15 protein-coding genes are annotated in these 18211 nt (G+C 71.3%); 10 read left to right on the top strand and 5 right to left on the bottom strand.

What is annotated here, in order from left to right; all coding sequences use genetic code 11:
* Positions 1-12 precede the first annotated feature (12 nt).
* A complete protein-coding gene (locus AC3CF1_RS09350) occupies positions 13-792 on the top strand; it encodes an HAD-IIA family hydrolase (protein ID WP_088949177.1) in 780 nt (259 codons plus the stop codon).
* Positions 793-822: 30 nt separating this feature from the next.
* Here AC3CF1_RS09350 and AC3CF1_RS09345 read toward each other — a convergent pair whose 3' ends face one another.
* Positions 823-1617, bottom strand: a complete 795-nt coding sequence (locus tag AC3CF1_RS09345) for a hypothetical protein (RefSeq protein ID WP_088949176.1) — start codon at positions 1615-1617, stop codon at positions 823-825.
* Positions 1618-1745: 128 nt separating this feature from the next.
* A complete protein-coding gene (locus AC3CF1_RS09340; protein WP_231927094.1) occupies positions 1746-2321 on the bottom strand; it encodes a TetR/AcrR family transcriptional regulator in 576 nt (191 codons plus the stop codon).
* 122 nt (positions 2322-2443) lie between these two features.
* Here AC3CF1_RS09340 and AC3CF1_RS09335 point away from each other — a divergent pair, with 122 nt between their 5' ends.
* Both AC3CF1_RS09335 and AC3CF1_RS09330 read left to right on the top strand, forming a co-directional pair.
* Positions 2444-3346 carry an alpha/beta hydrolase family protein gene (locus AC3CF1_RS09335; RefSeq protein ID WP_354983800.1) on the top strand — a complete coding sequence of 301 codons (903 nt, stop codon included), beginning with the start codon at positions 2444-2446 and terminating at the stop codon, positions 3344-3346.
* Between the two features lie 75 nt (positions 3347-3421).
* On the top strand, positions 3422-4234 hold the full coding sequence (locus AC3CF1_RS09330) for a DUF3097 domain-containing protein (RefSeq protein ID WP_355160605.1): 813 nt from the start codon (positions 3422-3424) through the stop codon (positions 4232-4234).
* Positions 4235-4256: 22 nt separating this feature from the next.
* On the opposite strand, the gene AC3CF1_RS09325 is transcribed toward AC3CF1_RS09330, so the two are convergent.
* Positions 4257-5558, bottom strand: coding sequence for a serine hydrolase domain-containing protein (locus AC3CF1_RS09325; protein ID WP_488450113.1), 1302 nt, complete (start codon positions 5556-5558; stop codon positions 4257-4259).
* A gap of 129 nt (positions 5559-5687) precedes the next feature.
* Between AC3CF1_RS09325 and AC3CF1_RS09320 the strand changes: the two genes are divergently transcribed.
* The 4 genes from AC3CF1_RS09320 to AC3CF1_RS09305 all read left to right on the top strand — a co-directional run bounded on the left by AC3CF1_RS09320 (position 5688) and on the right by AC3CF1_RS09305 (position 10568).
* On the top strand, positions 5688-6161 hold the full coding sequence (locus AC3CF1_RS09320) for an NfeD family protein (RefSeq protein ID WP_088949171.1): 474 nt from the start codon (positions 5688-5690) through the stop codon (positions 6159-6161).
* A gap of 5 nt (positions 6162-6166) precedes the next feature.
* Positions 6167-7273, top strand: coding sequence for an SPFH domain-containing protein (locus AC3CF1_RS09315; protein ID WP_488450112.1), 1107 nt, complete (start codon positions 6167-6169; stop codon positions 7271-7273).
* A gap of 132 nt (positions 7274-7405) precedes the next feature.
* Positions 7406-8173, top strand: coding sequence for a hypothetical protein (locus AC3CF1_RS09310; protein ID WP_488450111.1), 768 nt, complete (start codon positions 7406-7408; stop codon positions 8171-8173).
* Positions 8174-8369: 196 nt separating this feature from the next.
* Positions 8370-10568 carry a transglycosylase domain-containing protein gene (locus AC3CF1_RS09305; protein WP_354983798.1) on the top strand — a complete coding sequence of 733 codons (2199 nt, stop codon included), beginning with the start codon at positions 8370-8372 and terminating at the stop codon, positions 10566-10568.
* A gap of 5 nt (positions 10569-10573) precedes the next feature.
* Here the strand turns inward: AC3CF1_RS09305 and AC3CF1_RS09300 are convergent, their stop codons facing one another.
* Positions 10574-12421 (bottom strand): thiamine pyrophosphate-requiring protein, encoded by a 1848-nt coding sequence (locus AC3CF1_RS09300; protein ID WP_354983797.1) that lies wholly within the window; start codon positions 12419-12421, stop codon positions 10574-10576.
* A 95-nt stretch (positions 12422-12516) separates the two neighbouring features.
* On the opposite strand from AC3CF1_RS09300, the gene AC3CF1_RS09295 reads away from it, so the two are divergent.
* The 3 genes from AC3CF1_RS09295 to AC3CF1_RS09285 all read left to right on the top strand — a co-directional run bounded on the left by AC3CF1_RS09295 (position 12517) and on the right by AC3CF1_RS09285 (position 16720).
* On the top strand, positions 12517-13362 hold the full coding sequence (locus AC3CF1_RS09295) for a TrmH family RNA methyltransferase (RefSeq protein WP_488452057.1): 846 nt from the start codon (positions 12517-12519) through the stop codon (positions 13360-13362).
* 47 nt (positions 13363-13409) lie between these two features.
* Complete coding sequence (argG, locus tag AC3CF1_RS09290; RefSeq protein WP_088949165.1) at positions 13410-14861, top strand: argininosuccinate synthase; 1452 nt, start codon at positions 13410-13412, stop codon at positions 14859-14861.
* A gap of 89 nt (positions 14862-14950) precedes the next feature.
* Positions 14951-16720: a PucR family transcriptional regulator gene (locus AC3CF1_RS09285; protein WP_488450110.1), complete on the top strand. Its 1770-nt coding sequence runs from the start codon at positions 14951-14953 to the stop codon at positions 16718-16720.
* Positions 16721-16858: 138 nt separating this feature from the next.
* On the opposite strand, the gene AC3CF1_RS09280 is transcribed toward AC3CF1_RS09285, so the two are convergent.
* Entirely contained in the window at positions 16859-18208 is a 1350-nt protein-coding gene (locus AC3CF1_RS09280; RefSeq protein WP_354983793.1) for a MurL-like N-terminal domain-containing, read from the bottom strand.
* Positions 18209-18211: the final 3 nt, after the last annotated feature.

The raw sequence follows: 18211 nt of genomic DNA, 5'->3' as shown, positions 1-18211 counted from the left end.
CTGAGGATCATCATGCATGACCGCAAGCCCGTGCAGAGTTGGCTGACCGACATGGACGGCGTGCTGGTGCACGAGGGCCAGCCGGTGCCCGGCGCACCGGAGTTCATCAACCGGCTGCGCACCTCCGGCAAGCCGTTCCTGGTGCTGACCAACAACTCGATCTACACCCCGCGCGACCTGACTGCCCGGCTGAGCCGGATGGGACTGGACGTGCCGGAGGAGTCGATCTGGTCGTCGGCGCTGGCCACCGGGCAGTTCCTCGCCGACCAGCGGCCGGGCGGCACCGCGTACGTCATCGGTGAGGCCGGGCTGACCACGGCACTGCACGCGGTCGGCTACGTGCTCACCGACTTCGCCCCCGACTACGTGGTGCTCGGCGAGACCCGGACCTACAGCTTCGAGGCGATCACCAAGGCCGTCCGACTGATCAACGACGGAGCCCGGTTCATCTGCACCAACCCCGACGTGACCGGCCCTTCCGTGGAGGGCGCCCTGCCCGCCGCCGGTTCGGTCGCCGCCATGATCTCCAAGGCGACGGGGGTGGAGCCGTACTTCGTCGGCAAGCCGAACCCGATGATGATGCGCTCGGCGCTCAACACGATCAACGCTCACTCGGAGAGCACCGCGATGATCGGTGACCGGATGGACACCGACATCCTGTGCGGCCTGGAGGCCGGACTGGAGACCATCCTGGTGCTCACCGGCATCAGCAGCCGCACCGAGGCGGAGCGCTACCCGTACCGCCCGTCCCGGATCATCAACTCGGTCGCGGACCTGCTCGACGAGGTCTGACCAAACCCAACCGGTGTTGCGGGGCTCCGGTCAGGGGCGCAGGGGGGCGTTGCAGGCGGCCACCAGCGCCTGCCGGCAGGCCGCGGTCAACGGGCGAAGAGCCGCGTCCCGTTGCTGCGCCTCGTAGTTGTTGATGGCCCCGCCCGGGGCGGCATGCCCGGCCAGCGCGAGCACCCGGTCGAGCACCGCGGCCCGGGCGAAGAGCCGACGGGCCCGCGGGTCGAAGCCCGGTGGCAGGTCGGTGGCGCCGTCGGGCCGGCGCAGCGCGGCCAGCGCACCGGCCAGCTCGGGCCGCCACTGGGCCACGTCGAGGCGGGTCAGCGCGGCGGTCGTCTCGGCCAGTGCGGCGGCCAGCTCGGCCTCCGCCTCGGCGGCGCCGGGCAATGAGAGTGACGCGGCGGGCGCGTTGGCCGGCAGCGGGTAGACCCGCCACAGCACCGTCTCGAAGCAGTCCCCGGAGCCGGAGGTGTGCGAGCGGACCTCCGGGATCAACCCGAGCCCGCCGGCCACCACCGCCTCACCCGTGACCAGGGCCGCGCCGGCGAAGTCACCGGGGCCGGGCAGCCCTCGGGGGTCGCCCGGCGCGGGCAGCACCAGGCGGATCTCGTCCGGTGAGAGCTTGGCCAGAGTGGGAAGCGCGGCGCCCAGCGGGACGTCGGTCCAGGTGCCCGGGGCGTCCGCAACGAGATGTTCCTCGTTGCCGGCGATGGCGTCGGCGACCTCGTCGTACGGCACCAGCCCGGCGCGCCACGCGCGCACCCAGGCAACGAACCGGCTCGACCGGCGCGGCGCGACTGTGGCCGCGCCCGTTGCGGGGGTGGACATGCCGAAAGGGTACGTGGTCACGACCTGCTCTGTCTCGGCTGCCGCTCCCGCCGCCCGGCCTGCCCCGAACTGCCCCCTTCGCCCGATCCCCGGCCGTGGCGCGGCGCTGCGACCCGGCCCGCGTACCGCTAACGCAGCCGCAGACCCTCGATGACCAGTCCGACCATGAGGCGCGCGTCGTAGGCAGGGCTGTCGGCGCCGATGCAGAGGTTGCCGATGCCGTGCATCAGGACGAGGGCGTCCATGCCGGGAATGATCTCGTCCGCCGTGCTGGCGGCGTCGAGCAGTTCGGCGCAGACCGGGACGAGCCGGTCGAGGAAGTAGGCGTGCAGCGTCTGGAAGGCGGCGTCGTCGGACCGCATCGCCTCGGCCAGGCCGTGCTTGGTGACCAGGAAGTCGACGAAGAGGTGGATCCAGCTCGCCAGTGCGGCGTGCGGTGTGGCGCTCTCGGCCAGGAGCACCGGGCCCGCCTCGGCGCATGCCTCGACCTGGTGTCGGTACACCGCGACGATCAGATCGGCCCGGGTCGGAAAGTGGCGGTAGATCGTCCCGACGCCGACGCCCGCCCTGGCGGCGATGTCGCGCACCGGCGCATTGACTCCGGAGACGACGAATGCCGCAGCGGCCGCCTCCAGCAGCGCCGTCTCGTTGCGCCGCGAATCAGCCCGCTGCTTGCGCGGGGCACCCGACTCCGTGCCGGCCACCGTTACCCCCGTCACATCCCTTGAAAAAACGGAACCGTGTTCCGTATGGTTTAGCGGAACCAAGTTCCGCATATGCAGCATGCCAGAACGGCAGGCCAATCCCAAGTCACGGAGGAACGACCATGTACGCGATGCCAGAGCCCACGCCAGTCGTCACGGTCCACCCCATCACGTTGCCGACCCCGGATCGCGGTAACGATCTGCACGTACGGGTCTCCGCACCCACGACCGGCCATGAGCTGCCCGTCATCGTCTTCTCGCACGGCTTCGGCTCTGCGGCCACCAACTACGGTCCGCTGGTTGACTTCTGGGCCTCGCACGGTTTCGTCGTCATCCAGCCCACCCACCTCGACTCACGGCGCCTGAACCCTCCGCCCGACGACACCCGCACACCGCGGATCTGGCGAATCCGGGTGGACGACCTGAAGCGCACCCTCGACCAGCTCGACCTGCTGGAGTCGTCCGTTCCCAGCCTCGCTGGACGTCTCGACCGCACCCGAATCGCCGTGGCCGGCCACTCCTGGGGCGCCCAGACGGCGAGCACCCTGCTGGGTGCCCGAGTCCTCGACGCCGACGGGAACCCCGGAGAGGACATGTCCGACCAACGGATCGGGGCAGGCGTCCTCCTGGCCGTGACCGGCCGGGGCGGAGGCGATCTTTCCCCGTTCGCTGCCGAGCACTTTCCCTTCATGAGCCCGAGCTTCGCGGACATGAACACCCCGACCCTCGTCGTCGCGGGCGATCGGGACGACTCCCCGTTGTCGGTCCGTGGGCCGGGCTGGTTCACCGACGCGTACCACCTGAGCCCGGGGAGCAAGAGCCTGCTCACGCTGTTCGGAGCGGAGCACTCGCTCGGCGGCATCTCCGACTACGAGGCCAGGGAGACGACTGACGAGAACCCCGAGAGGGTTGCTCTGATCCAGCGGCTCACGTGGGCCTACCTCCGCGACGCCCTCGGCCTCAAGGACTCCGTCTGGCCGGCACCGGTCGAGAGCACCCTGGGCCGCCTCGAATCCACTCCATGATCGACTGAGTGGTGAGGTGGGGTGAGGCGGTGTGTCGGGGCGCGGGGTGCTGGTGGGGGAGTTAGCGTGATCGACATGGCGGGGCGATACGGCGAGGACGTGTTGGCGGGGGACTGGCGGCGGCGGAAGGTCACCCCCGAGGTGGACGCCGAACCGGATCTCGTGGTCGAGGACGCCGACTCCGGGTTCTGCGGAGCGGTGGTGGGCTTCGAGGCCGGCGCGGTCGTGCTGGAGGACCGGCATGGCCGACGGCGCAACTTCCCGCTGCTGCCGGCGGCGTTCCTGCTCGACGGCCGCCCGGTGACGTTGCGCCGCCCCACCCGCGCGCCGGTGCCGGCGGCCCGTCGACGCACCGCGTCCGGTTCGGTGGCGGTGGACAACGTCCGCGCCCAGGTGGCCAAGGCGAGCCGGATCTGGGTGGAGGGCATCCACGACGCCGCGCTGGTCGAGCGGATCTGGGGCGACGACCTGCGGATCGAGGGTGTCGTCGTGGAGCCGCTGGATGGCATCGACGCCCTCGACGCCGACGTACGCGACTTCGGCCCCGGCCCGACCCGACGACTCGGCGTGCTCGTCGACCACCTCGTGCCGGGCAGCAAGGAGAGCCGGATCGTGGCCCGAGTGAACTCGCCCTACGTGCTGGTGACCGGCCACCCGTACGTGGACGTCTGGCAGGCGGTCAAACCAGCGGCGTTGGGTATCGCGGCGTGGCCGGTCGTGCCGCCGGGGCGGCCGTGGAAGGAGGGGGTCTGCACGGCCCTCGGCGTGGCCGAGCCGGCGGACATGTGGCGGCACATCCTGTCCCGGGTGAACAGCTTCGCCGACGTGGAGACTCCCCTGATCAACGCCATGGAACGCCTCATCGATTTCGTCACCGAAGCCCCCTGAGCCGGCTGACCCGTCCGGTGGGTCAGGGGATCTCGTCGGGGCTGCGCGTGAAGACGAACGTGGCGATGTCGACGGCCACCGCCCGCCCGCTGTCGTCGCGCCGCACCGTCAGGATCTCGCCGTTCTCCGGGCCGGAGCGTCCCCGCCAGCGGTCCGTTCCCTCGGCGGTGAACCGGCTCACCCGCTCACCGCGGACGTGGGCCACCAGGTCACCCGCGTCCCAGCTCAGGTCCAGCGAGGTGCCCATCCACCACCAGCGGCCGGTCAGCTCTGCCAGCTCGGCCGTGGGCGTGGCGGTGGCCGGCCGCCACGGCTGCGGGAACGCCGGCTCGGCGTCCAGCACTGTGGTCAGCAGCCGGCGGCCGAGCCCGGTGATCGGGAAGCCGTACGAGTTGGCGAAGCCGACCACGGCGGTACGGGTCGGCCGGTGCACCACGAGGGCGGCCACGTACCCGGGCATCGAGCCGCCGTGCCCGACGTACACGCGCTCGCCGTCCCGGTAGAGCTCCAGCCCCAGGCCGTGCCCGCCGGTCCAGGAGTCGAGATCGCTGATCACCACGGGCGCGCACATCTCGGTGAGCGTCCCGGCGGCCAGCACCGACGGGTCGGGGTCGGCGAGGAAGGCGGCCCAGCGGCCCAGGTCCTCGATCGTCGACCAGAGCTGCCCGGCGGGGGCCATCGCGCCGGTGTCGGTGCGGGGCTCTTCTCGCAGCGTGCCGTGCCAGGGGTGTACGACGTAGCCGCGGGCGTACGGCTCGGTGGCCGCGTACGTGGTGCGGCGCATTCCGAGCGGGCCGAGCAGCCGGTCGTTGAGCAGGTCGGCCCAGGGCGTTTCGGTGAGCCGTTCGAGCACCCCGCCGAGCAGCGCGTACGCCAGGTTGGAGTAGTGGTACGCGGTGTGCGGCGGATAGGCGATCTTGTCGGCGGTCAGGCCGGCGAGCAGCGTGGCCAGGTCGGTGCCCGCTGCCCGTTCCCACCATTCGCCCTCGGGTTCGCGTTGCATGCCGCTCGCGTGCCCGAGCAGCTGACGCAGGGTGAGCGAGCCGACAACGGTGCCCGGCAGGTGCTTCTCCAGCTCGTCGTCGACGCTGAGCCGGCCGGCGTCGCGCAGCTGCATGATCAGGGACGCGGTCATCGTCTTGCTGATCGAGCCGACCCGGTACTGCAGGTTGGCGTCCGGGCGGGGCTGCTCGCCTGCGGCGGCCAGGTGGGCGAGCGCGCCGTCACGGACCACGCCCAGCACCAGTGACGGGGTGCGACCGTCGATCTGCGCCTGGGTGACCTGGGTGTCGATCTGCCGGGCGGTCGCGGGCAGCAGGGTCAAGGGAATCTCCTCGATCGGTGGCTCGGACCGGACCCTAGCCGGGGGTGTTTCGGCCGGCCAGTCCATTTCGGCGAGCCTGCTGATCATGAGAGGTGGGCTGTTCGTGCATTCGCGTGTCACGATCAGGGGGTGGACGCGGTGGTGTGGATCGTATTAGGTGTGGTGCTGGCAGTCGCCGAGATCTTCACGACGACGCTCTTTCTCATCATGTTCGGGGCCGGGGCGTTCGCCGCCGCCGGTGCCGCCGCCCTGGGTGCGCCGGTTGCGGTGCAGGCGCTGGTCTTCGCTGTGGTGTCGGCGTTGAGCGTGGTGGTGGTCCGGCCGGTCATCCGGCGGCACAGCCGTTCCGCGCTCGACAGCGGCGAGCAGCCGTTCGGCGTGGAGGCGATCGAGGGCTCCACGGCGCTGGTGCTGGAACGGGTCGACGCTGAGCACGGCCTCGTCAAGATCGACGGCGAGCTGTGGACCGCCCGCTCATATGACACGACGCAATTTTACGAACCTGGTCAACGGGTTCGGGTGATCAAGGTTCGGGGCGCGACCGCCCTGGTCTGGCAGGACGATGTTTCTTCCGCCGGCGAGCTGCCGGAAGCGAGAGGGTGAACTGAATGACCATAATCGGGGTGCTGGTGATCGCGGTGGCGCTGATCGCCGTGATAACGCTGGCGAAGGCGGTGCGGATCGTGCCGCAGCAGCGCCAGGACGTGGTGGAACGGCTCGGCAAGTACAAGCGCACCCTCAGCCCCGGCCTCAACCTGCTGGTGCCGTTCGTCGACGCGGTGCGCACCAAGGTCGACATGCGGGAGCAGGTGGTCAGCTTTCCGCCGCAGCCGGTGATCACCTCGGACAACCTGGTGGTCTCGATCGACACCGTTCTCTACTTCAAGGTGGTCGACTCGGTCCGGGCGACCTATGAGATCTCCAGCTTCCTCCAGGCCATCGAGCAGCTGACCGTCACCACGCTGCGTAACGTGATCGGCTCGCTGGACCTGGAGCGCGCGCTGACCAGCCGGGACGAGATCAACCGGCACCTCTCCGGCGTGCTGGACGAGACCACCGGCCGCTGGGGCATCAAGGTGACCCGGGTCGAGATCAAGGCGATCGAGCCGCCGGCCAGCATCCGCGACTCCATGGAGAAGCAGATGCGCGCCGAGCGTGACCGTCGCGCGGCGATCCTCACCGCCGAGGGCCACAAGCAGTCGGTGATCCTCACCGCCGAGGGTGACAAGCAGTCGGCGGTGCTGCGGGCCGACGGTGACCGGCAGGCCCAGATCCTGAAGGCCGAGGGTCAGGCGAAGGCGATTCGGACGGTCTTCGACGCGATCCACCAGGCGAACCCGAGCCAGAAGGTGCTCGCCTACCAGTACCTGCAGGCCCTGCCGCAGATCGCCCAGGGCAGCGCCAACAAGGTCTGGATCGTCCCGGCCGAGCTGACCAAGGCCCTGGAGGGCATGGGTGGCGCGCTCGGCGGGTTGAGCCAGATGGTGGGGGACCTGCCCGCACCGGAGGCGGCCGAACACGCGAGCCAGGTCCAGCGCGAGGCGGCGGAGGCGGCGCAGGCCGCTGCGGATGCCGCCCAGCAGATCCACGACGAGGTACGCGTCGCCGAGGCGCAGGCCACCGGCGGCAACAAGCCGCAGGGGCTGCCCGCCCCGGAGCCGGTGTCCCCGGCCAGCCTGACCGAGGACTCGGCCGACCAGCGGGAACGCGGCTGATCACGGCCTTAATACGAGAAAGTCTCATGGGGCGCTCCGACGCCTGCCACGATCGGTCCTAGGACGGGTGGTGACCAGGCAATCGGGGCGCCCGGCGCGTCTCGCACCGCTCGTGGACGAGCGAGGTGACGCATGAAGGATCCGGCGAATCGGATGTGGTCCTCGGCCCCGGTGCCCGGCGCGCACGACCCGGTCGCGCCGCTGGGCTCCCGGCGCAGCGGAGGCGGGTTCGGCGTACTGCCGTTCGTGGGCGAGCCCAGCCCGGGCGCCCCGGCCACGAACGCCACCTGGGCCTGGTCGATACGTCGGTTCGCGCGGGCCGCGGTGTGGCTGCTGCCCGCGTACGCCATCCTCTACGGCGCGGTGGCGATGGCCAGTGACGGAGGGGTGGGCAACGACCCCTATCCGGCCGACGGCCAGGCGGTGTACCTGATCGGTTGGGTGGCCGCGGTCTGGCTCGGCCTGCTCGCGCTGCTGGCCCTCACCGGTCTGCTGGCCGCGACCCGCAGCCGCCGGGTGGCCGCCGCCGGGCTGCTGGTCAGCATCGCCGGCACCGTGCTGATGCTGCCGTTCGCCGGGCTCGCCGAGCAGACGCCGGTCTTCGGCACCACCGCGCGGTCGCTGGTCCTGCTCGGCGCGACGTTCTACAGCGTCGGCTGGTTCCTCACCGGATGGGCGGTGGCCCGCTCGGGCAGCTTCAGCCTCGGCGACGGCGTCATGTTGATCATCGCTGCGCCGCTGCTCGGCCTCGGTGGCGCCCTGATCGGTTCCCTGCAGACGTTCGGCGCGATCTTCGTGCTGATCGCCGGCATCGGCATCGGCTACCGCTCCGGCCGCCTGATGCCCCGTGAAACCGCGAGAGATGCCGCCAGCGCCAGCCTGAGCACTCCAAACCCCTAACGCACCCACCGGGCCCTCGGCCCTCGCCCAGCTCCGGTGATCAAGAGGTTTGCGTCAGAAATGGTGCCTCGGCTGACGCAAACCTCTTGATCACCGGGCAGAGGGTTGGGGGTTGGCTGGTTGGGGGCCGTGAAGTTGGTGACAATCGCGGGGTGGGGGTGGTCGGTTAGCGGCTTTCGTGGCAATCCTGGGGAGCATGGCCGCCCCCCGCTCGCCGCTGTCGCGGCTGTTCACCGTGCTGCTCGCTGGCGTGTTGGCCGGGCTTGTCCTGGCAGTCGCCGCGCTGCCCGGCAACCTGCTGCTCGGGCTCGGCGCCCGCGCCGCGCTCGGGTCGTACGCCGCGTTGCCCGCCTCGCTGAAGACCCCCGCCACGCCGCAGCGCTCGTACCTGTACGCCAACGACGGCAAGACGCTGATCACCACGTTCTACGACGTGAACCGCACCGACGTGCCGTTGTCGGAGATCGCCCCGGTGATGCGGCAGGCGATCGTGGCGGCCGAGGACCGGCGCTTCTACGACCACGGCGGCGCGGACCTGCGCGGCCTCGCCCGGGCACTGGTGGCCAACGTCAAGGGCGGCGGCACCGAGCAGGGCGGCTCGACGCTGACCATGCAGTACGTCCGTAACGTCCTCAAGACCGACCCCACCCGCACCGCCGAGGAGCGCGCCGCCGCCACCGACCCCACCTTCGGGCGCAAGATCCAGGAGATCCGGTACGCGAGTGCGCTGGACAAGAGCCTCGGCAAGGACGAGATCCTCGACCGGTACCTGAACATCGCCTACTTCGGCTCCGGCGCGTACGGGATCGCGGCGGCCAGCCAGCGTTACTTCGGCAAACCGCCGGCGCGGTTGACCCTCGCCGAGTCGGCCCTGCTCGCCGGCCTGGTGCAGTCCCCGGACGCGTACAGCCCGATCAGCGGCGACAAGGACGCGGCGCTGGCCCGCCGGTCGTACGTGCTGGACTCGATGGTCGCCACTAACGCGATCACCGCCGCGCAGGCCACCCAGGCCAAGGCCGAGCCGCTGACCCTGCACCCCACCGCCCAGCCCAACGGCTGCACGGCGGTCTCCCAGGGCCACGACGACTGGGGCTACTTCTGCGACTACCTGCGGCAGTGGTGGCTGACCCAGCCGGCGTTCGGCGCCACCGTCGCCGAGCGCGAGCAGGCCCTGCGGTCGGGGGGCTACACCGTGGTCACCTCGCTGGACCCGAAGATCCAGGCCACCGCGCAGCAGCAGGCCACCAAGGTCTACGGATACGACAACAAGCGCGCCCTGCCGATCGCGGCGGTCCAGCCGGGCACCGGGCAGGTGCTGGCCATGGCGGTCAACCGGCACTACAGCCTGGCCGACAACCCGGCCGGGCAGGCGAACCACCCGAACACCGTCAACCCGTTGATCTCCGGCGGGGCCAGCGTCGACGGGTACCAGGCGGGCTCGACGTTCAAGCTGTTCACCATGCTCGCCGCGCTGGAGTCGGGCCGTACCCTCTCCACCGGCTTCGATGCGCCCGCCAAGCTGCCCACCCGGTACGCGGCCGAGGGGCCGGGCAGCTGTGAGGGCCGCTGGTGCCCGGCGAACGCCAACCCGGACTGGATGGACGGGTACCGGATGATGTGGGACGGCTTCGGCCGCTCGGTGAACACCTACTTCGTGTGGTTGGCCGAGCAGGTCGGCCAGGACAAGGTGGTCGAGATGGCGCAGCGCCTCGGCATCACCTTCCGCGCCGACACGGACGCCGCCTTCGCCAAGGACAACGCCGCGAACTGGGGGTCGTTCACCCTCGGCGTCGCCGCCACCACCCCGCTTGACCTGGCCAACGCGTACGCCACGGTGGCCGCCGAGGGCACCTACTGCACACCGGTGCCGGTGGTCTCGGTGACCGACGCGGACGGTGCGAAGGTGCCGGTCGGTCAGCCGTCCTGCAAGCGGGTCCTCGACGTCGACGTCGCGCGTGCCGCGACCGATGCCGCTCGCTGCCCGGTGGGTCAGCAGTCGGCGTTCGGGCAGTGCAACGGCGGCACCGCGACCGGTGTGAACGACATCCTCGACGGCCGGCCGGTGGCCGGTAAGACGGGCAGCTCGGAGCAGAACTCGACCGAGACCTTCGTCGGTTTCACCCCGCAGGTTGCGGTGGCCGGCATCGCTGCCAACCCGGACGATCCGGCCGACTCGGTGGGCTCTGCGGTGCAGAGCAAGGTGATCGACGCGGTCGCCCGGGTCATCGCCACCGCCGTGAAGGGTCAGCCGGAGAAGGCGTTCGCCGCACCCAGCCGCGAGCTGGCCGGCGACGCGCGCCGCCCCGTGCAGCGCCCCGTGGTCCCGGAGCGTCAGCAGCAGCCGACCCAGGACCCCCGCTCGGCCCTGCAACGCTGGCTCGATCGTCGCGGCTGATGCTCTCAGCCCTTGCGGCGGCGGGGGCGGTAGCTGGCGAGGGTGGCCGGTAGGCCGCGTCGGACGATCCCGGCCCAGTCGGTGTCGCCGCGCAGCACCGCCGCCGCGGTCTTGCGGGCCTGCTCGGCGGTGAAGTGCGGCGGGAGCATCAGCTCGGCCGGGTCGACCAGGGCGTTGATGACCACCGGCCGGTCGGCGGACAGCGCCCGGTCCCAGACGCCGGGGATCTGCTCCGGCGAGTCGATCAGCTCGCCGCGCAGCCCGAGCACCTCCGCCCACTGGTGGTAGGCGATGTCCGGCAACTGCTGACTGTCCGGGAACATCGGCGTCCCCTCGCTGGAGCGCTGTTCCCAGCTGACGAACGCCAGGTCCCGGTTGTTGAGCACCAGCACCACGAACCGTGGGTCGGCCCAGCTCCGCCAGTACTTGGCCACGGTGATCAGCTCGTTGACGCCGTTCATCTGCATGGCGCCGTCGCCGATCAGCGCGACGAGCGGCCGGTCCGGGTGGGCGAACTTGGCACTCAGCGAGTACGGCATGGCGCCGCCCATGGACAGCAGCGTTCCGGACAGGCTGGCCAGCATCCCGGGGCGGACCTGGATGTGCCGGGCGTACCAGGCGGTGGTGGTGCCGCAGTCGACGGCGAGCATCACGTCGTCGGGCAGGCGTTCATTGAGGGTGTGGAAGAGCAACTGCGGGTTGACCGGGTCGGCGGTCTGCTCGGCCAGGTCGCGTTGCACCCGCCGCCACGCCGAGGTGTTGTCGGCAATCTCCGCCCGCCAGGCGGTCGGCCCGGGGCCGGGGCCCAGCTCGTCCAGCAGGGCCCGCACTGTGGGGCGGGCGTCGCCGGTCAGGTTCACCTCGGTCGGGTACCGCAACCCGAGCTGGGTGCCGTCCAGGTCGATCTGCACCGCGCGGGCCTGCCCGGGCGGCGGGTAGAACTCCGAGTACGGCATGTTGCTGCCCACGATCAGCAGCCGGTCGCAGCCGGTCATCAACTGCCAGCTCGGTCGGGTGCCGAGCAGCCCGATCGCGCCGGTCACCCACGACTCGCGGTGGTCGACGGCGGTGAAGCCGAGCAGTGCCGTGGCCACACCGGCCCCGAGTCGGTTGGCGATCTCGCGGACCTCGTCGCGCGCGCCCAGAGCGCCCTGTCCGACCAGCATGGCCACCCGCTGCCCGCCACGCAGCACCTCGGCCGCCCGGCGCACGTCCGCCGTCGGAGGCACGGTCGGCGTGCTGCTCGGCGCGTTGCTGGTCTGGTAGTAGCCGTGCGCGTGCGGCGGGTCCGGGACGGCCGGCTCGTCCTGGAGATCCAGGGGGAGGATCAGGGCGGTGACGGTACGCCGGGCCAACGCCGTACGACATGCCCTGTCGACAAGGTGGCGCACCTGCGCGGGGTGGTCGAGCTGGGCCAGGAACGCCGCCGCCACGTCCTTGTAGAGGGCGAGCAGGTCGACCTCCTGGTAGTAGCCGCCGCCCTCGGCGGTGGTCGCGGTGTGCCCGACCAGGGCGACCACCGGTTGGTGATCGAGCTTGGCGTCGTACAGGCCGTTGAGCAGGTGGATGGCGCCCGGCCCGCTGGTGACGAGGGCGCACCCCAGCGGTCCGCCGCCGTACTTGACGTGGGCGGAGGCGGCGAAACCGGCGGTCTCCTCGTGCCGTACCTGGATGAACTGGGCCCGCTCGTTGGTGCGTTGCAGCGCGGAGGTCATGCCGTTGATGCCGTCACCGGGATAGCCGAAGTAGCGGTGCACACCCCAGCTGGCCAGCCGGGACACGATGTGGTCCGCGACTGTCGGGCGCCGGGGCAGGGCACCGGCCTCGCCCGGGGCGGTGTGGTCTGCGCTCACCTGGCTGATCCTTCCCGTCCGGTCCGATACTCCGCCGGTCATTTCTCTTCTTCCAGGGACAAACCACCCCGCCGGGCGGGCGTCGGAGGGCGGGGCTGGCCGTCCGGCAGAATCGTCGGGTGCCCGTCCACCAGATCACCGACCCCGACGACGACCGGATCGCCGACTACCGCGCGCTCACCGACGTCGAACTGCGCACCCGCTGGGAGCCGCCGCACGGCCTGTTCATCGCCGAGGGGGAGCTGGTGCTGCGCCGGGCGCTGCGCGCGGGCTACCCGGCTCGGTCGTACCTGGTCGACGCCAAGCGGGTCGACCAACTCGCCGACCTGGACACCGGCGACGCGCCGGTGTACGCCGCGACGCAGGACGTGCTGCAACAGGCCACCGGGTTCCACGTACACCGGGGGGTGCTGGCGTCGTTCCACCGCCGGCCGCTGCCAACTGCGGCCGAGGTGCTCGTCGCCGCGCGCCGGGTCCTGATCCTGGAGGACGTCAATAACCACACCAACCTCGGGGCGATCTTCCGGGGAGCCGCCGCGCTCGGCATCGACGCGGTGCTGCTGTCGCCGTCCTGCGCCGATCCGCTCTACCGGCGCAGCGTGCGGGTCAGCATGGGCGAGGTGTTCGCGATGCCGTACGCGAAGCTTGATCCCTGGCCCACGGGCCTGGATCAGGTGCGGGACGCGGGCTTCACGGTGCTCGCCATGACGCCGGCCCCGGACGCCGTACCCATCCAGCGGTTGACCCCGGCGCAGCGGGAGCGGGCGGCGCTGCTGCTCGGAGCGGAGGGTCCCGGCCTCACCGCGGCGGCCCAGTCGGCCAGCGACGTACGGGTGGTCATCCCGATGCGGCGCGGGGTGGACTCGCTCAACGTGGCAGCCGCCGCAGCGGTGGCGTTCTGGGAGTTGGGCCGCGACGACCCACCTTTCGGCGGCGCGTAACTCGCTTCTATTTGCATGGCCATGCGTCTTGACGCATAATCTTCCCTGTGTCCAAGGTTCTCACCTCCCTGCCCACCGGCGAACGTGTCGGCATCGCCTTCTCCGGCGGCCTCGACACCTCGGTCGCGGTCGCGTGGATGCGCGACAAGGGCGCGATCCCCTGCGCCTACACCGCCGACATCGGCCAGTACGACGAGCCCGACATCGGTTCGGTGCCCGGTCGTGCGCTCAGCTACGGCGCCGAGGTCGCCCGACTCGTCGACTGCCGCGCCGCCCTGGTCGAGGAGGGCCTGGCCGCGCTGACCTGCGGCGCCTTCCACATCCGCTCGGGCGGGCGGGCGTACTTCAACACCACGCCGCTCGGCCGGGCCGTGACCGGGACCCTGCTGGTGCGGGCGATGATTTCCGACGACGTCCAGATCTGGGGCGACGGCTCGACGTTCAAGGGCAACGACATCGAGCGCTTCTACCGGTACGGCCTGTTGGCCAACCCGCAGCTGCGCATCTACAAGCCGTGGCTCGACACCGCCTTCGTCACCGAGTTGGGTGGGCGTAAGGAGATGTCGGAGTGGCTGCTCGAACGCGACCTGCCGTACCGGGACAGCACCGAGAAGGCATACTCCACCGACGCCAACATCTGGGGCGCCACGCACGAGGCGAAGACCCTCGAACACCTCGACACCGGCATCGAGACGGTCAACCCGATCATGGGCGTCCGGTTCTGGGACCCGTCGGTGGAGATCCCGACCGAGGACGTCACCATCGGCTTCGACCAGGGCCGCCCGGTGACGATCAACGGCAAGGAGTTCGGCAGCCCCGTCGACCTGGTGCTGGAGGCCAACGCCATCGGCGGCCGGCACGGCCTGGGCATGTCCGACCAGATCGAGAACCGGATCATCGAGGCCAAGAGCCGGGGCATCTACGAGGCACCCGGCATGGCGCTGCTCTTCGCCGCGTACGAGCGGCTGGTCAACGCCATCCACAACGAGGACACCCTGGCGAACTACCACAACGAGGGCCGCCGCCTCGGCCGACTGATGTACGAGGGCCGCTGGCTGGACCCGCAGGCGCTGATGCTGCGCGAGTCGTTGCAGCGCTGGGTCGGCACGGCGGTCACCGGCGAGGTGACGTTGCGGCTGCGCCGGGGCGAGGACTACTCGATCCTGGACACCACCGGCCCCGCGTTCAGCTACCACCCGGACAAGCTGTCGATGGAGCGTACCGAGGACTCGGCGTTCGGCCCGTCGGACCGGATCGGCCAGCTCACCATGCGCAACCTGGACATCGCCGACTCGCGGGCGAAGCTGGAGCAGTACGCCTCCCTCGGTATGGTCGGTGGTGGGGCCCCGCAGCGGATGATCGGCGCCGCGCAGGCAGCCTCCACCGGGCTGATCGGTGCCATGCCGGAGGGCGGCGCGGAAGCCATCGCCTCCCGGGGCGTCGCCTCCCCCGAGGACGAGGCGCTCGACCGCGCCGCGATGGAGTTCGGCGTCGACTGAGCCGCTGACCGGCTTCAGCGGCTGAGCCGCGGACCGGCCTCGGCTGCGGCGAGTCGAGATCCGGCGTCACGGACGGTAGCGTGTCGGCCGTGTTCCCTACCGTCCGTGAGGTCCTGGCCCTGGACCCCGTCCGCCACTTCGCGCCGCGCGTGGTGGCCGGAGACGCGGGGCTGGACCGACCAGTCCGCTGGGTGCACGTCGCCGAGGTGCCGGACATCGCCACCCTGCTCGGTGGTGGTGAGCTGGTGCTCACCACCGGCATCGGCCTGCCCGGGGACGACGCGGGGCTGCGCGCGTTCATCGGCGACCTCGCCGACGTCGGAGTCTCCGGGCTCGTCGTCGAGCTGGGCCGCCGCTACGTCAGCGGGGTTCCCCGGGTGATGGTCGCCGCCGCCGAGCGGCGCGGGCTGCCCCTGGTGGAGCTGCGCCGGGCCACCCCGTTCGTGCGGATCACCGAGGCGGTGCACGCGCTGATCGTCGACGCGCAGCTCACCGAGTTGCGCGCCACCGAGGAGATCCACCAGCGCTTCAACGACCTGTCCGTCGAGGGCGCCGACGCCGCCGAGGTCATCCGGCAGGCCGCCGAGCTGTCCGGTTGCCCCGTGGTCCTGGAGAACCTGTCCCGGCAGGTGCTCGGGTACGACCCGGCGGGCGAGAGCGCCGAGCTGCTGCTGGACAGTTGGGAGCAGCATTCCCGGCGGATCCGGCCGACCGGGCGCACCGCGTACGACCCGGACAACGGCTGGCTGGTCACGGCCGTCGGCGCGCGGGGGCAGGACTGGGGTCGCCTGCTGCTGCGCTGGCCGGCCAGCGGCGACGTTCCCGGTGCTCGGTCCAGCGAGCCGGCCGTCGGCCCACCCACCCGACTCACCATCCTGATCGAGCGGGCCGCGTCCACCCTCGCGCTGGGCCGGCTGATCCGCCGCGACGCCGAAGGGCTGGAACGGCAGATCCACCGCACCCTGCTCACCGCGCTGCTCGACCACTCCCGGCCGGTGGACGAGGTCGCGCTGCGGGCCAAGGCGCTCGGTGTGGTGCTCGACCGCCGGCACCTGGTCGGCGTGATGGTCCGACACCGGGTCGAGGACCCGGTCGGGGAGAGCGGCCCGGAGGCGGGTCAGGCCCGGCTGCGGGACCTGTCCGAGGCCGTCGGCCAGGCACTGCGGGAGGCGAAGCTGACCGCGCTGACCAGCGCGGTCGACGACAACTCGGTGGGCGTGCTGCTGGCTTTGACCGACCCGGCCGCCGAGGACCGCGCGCTGTCCGCGTTCGCCGGCGCACTCCGTCGGGTACGCCTCGACTCCGCCGCCAGCCGGGCGACCTCCGGTGGCGACGTGCCCCGGTCGACTGCCGGCACCGAATCGTCAGCTGCGCCGTTCGCTGTCGATGTGCACCGCGGTGCTGGCCCGGGTGCCGTGATCGTGGCCGCCGGGTCGGGGGTGGGGAGCCTGCGCGAGGCCCGACGGTCGTTGGTCGAGGCGCGGCAGATCGCCGAGGCGGCTCGGCAGGACCGGCGGGACCTGCCGATCTTCCGGCTGCCGCACGTCGGGCTGGCCGGGCTGCTGCACCTGCTCCGCGACGAGCCCCGGTTGCAGACCTTCGTGGAACGTGAACTGGGCGCCCTGCTGGAGTACGACGCCCGCCACCCGCGGGACCAGTTGCTCGACACCCTGCGCGTGTACCTGGAGCAGGGCCGCAACAAGACCGCGGGGGCAGCCGCCGCCCACCTGTCCCGGCCGGCGTTCTACGAGCGCCTGGCCCGCATCGCCCGCATCCTCGACGTCGACCTGGATTCGGTGGAGGCCAGCCTGTCCCTCCACGTGGCCCTACTGGCCCTGGAAGCAGTCCGAACCCCCTAAAACCCGCCCCCCAAATCGCCCCCGCGCCCCGCGCCCACCGCGTTGATCATGAAGTTATTGCCCCGACACGCCGGACGGGGTGGCAACAACTTCATGATCGACGGCCCGGTCCGGCACACGGAGGGGTGAGGGTGGGTGTTAGGGGAGGGGGATCAGGGTTTTTGCGTAGGTTGGGGGAATGTGGTTGGGGCCACCGGGGGTGAAGACGTCCGAGTGGGCCACCGCCGACCAGGCGGTCGCCGGGACGGCGTCGACCAGGGCTCGGATCACCGGGGCGTCGCGCCACTGGTCCTGCTCGGCGAGCAGGCCGAGAGCCACCACCGACTCCTCGACCTCGCCCACGCACTCGAACGGCTTGTGCCCGTCCACGCCCAGCAACTCGCGGTAGCCGGGGATCTGCTCCGGGTCGGCCAGCAGGTCGCCGCCGAAGATGTGGGTGACCCGCTCGCGGGACATGAACGGAGCCATGGCGAGGAAGACAAACCGGCACTTCGGGCAGTTACGGCACCAGCGCTCGCTCGCGTCGTGCAGCTTGAACGCGGCGTTGCAGCTGGTCACCACGTCGTCGTACCGGGTGATCTCGGCGAACAGCCGGGCGATGTGCAGCTCCGACAGTGAACGCAGCAGCGAGAAGTACGGTTCGGTCAGGCCGGCGTGCTCGGCCAGCGCCGCCCGCAGCAGCCCCTCCGCCTCGACGCCCTTGGACCACTGGTGGTTGATCTCGTGGCCGTCCCAGACCAGGTTCGGGTCGGACGCCGAGCGCTCGTTGGACATCACCACCGGGCCCAGCCCGTGCAGCACCGCGGTGGCGACCGCGATCAGCGAGTTGATGGCGGTGACCGGGATGTGTCCGTTCAGCGCGCCGGCCGCGTTCAGGTCGAAGAGCACCGGGTCGAGCCGCCGTCGGGCGGCCAGCGGGGTCAACCCGGACGCCTCGTTCACCGCGACGATCACGTGGTTCGGGTTGACCGAGAACGGCACCGGGTCCAGCTCGGCGCGGCGCAGCGCCTCCAGGCTGACGATCGAGTCCTTGCCGCCACCCACCGCCGAGAGGGGGCGACGGTCGGAGTCGTCGTACACGCGCGGGGGCTCCGGTGAGCCGGCCGGCACCTCCGGGCGCAGCTGGAGCACGTGCGGCAGCTGGTTGCGGTACGCGTACTCCGCGAGGCCCTTGGTGTAGACGGCCGTGACGTAGTCGACGGTGGCCGCGCCCAGCGGCGCCGGCAGCACGAGTCGGGGCGGCGCGGCAGCCTTGTAGTAACTGACGCCGGCGACGAGGTGCAGCACCTCCAGCACCCGACCGAGGGTCGCCACCGTCTCGTCCGAGGGTGGCTCGGCCGGCAGCGGGAGAGTGATCACCTCGGTGAATCGCTGCTCGCCGGTCGGGCCGGTCAGGGCGTAGTCGAACAACACCTCGCCGGTGGCGAAGTCGATCGAGTAGGACGGAAAGGTGAAGGCGTCCATCCGCCGGAGCTGCTCGTTGGGCACACG

This window comes from Micromonospora sp. MGP-C2 (genome assembly GCF_057766525.1).
This window is presented reverse-complemented; position numbering and strand designations above follow the sequence as displayed.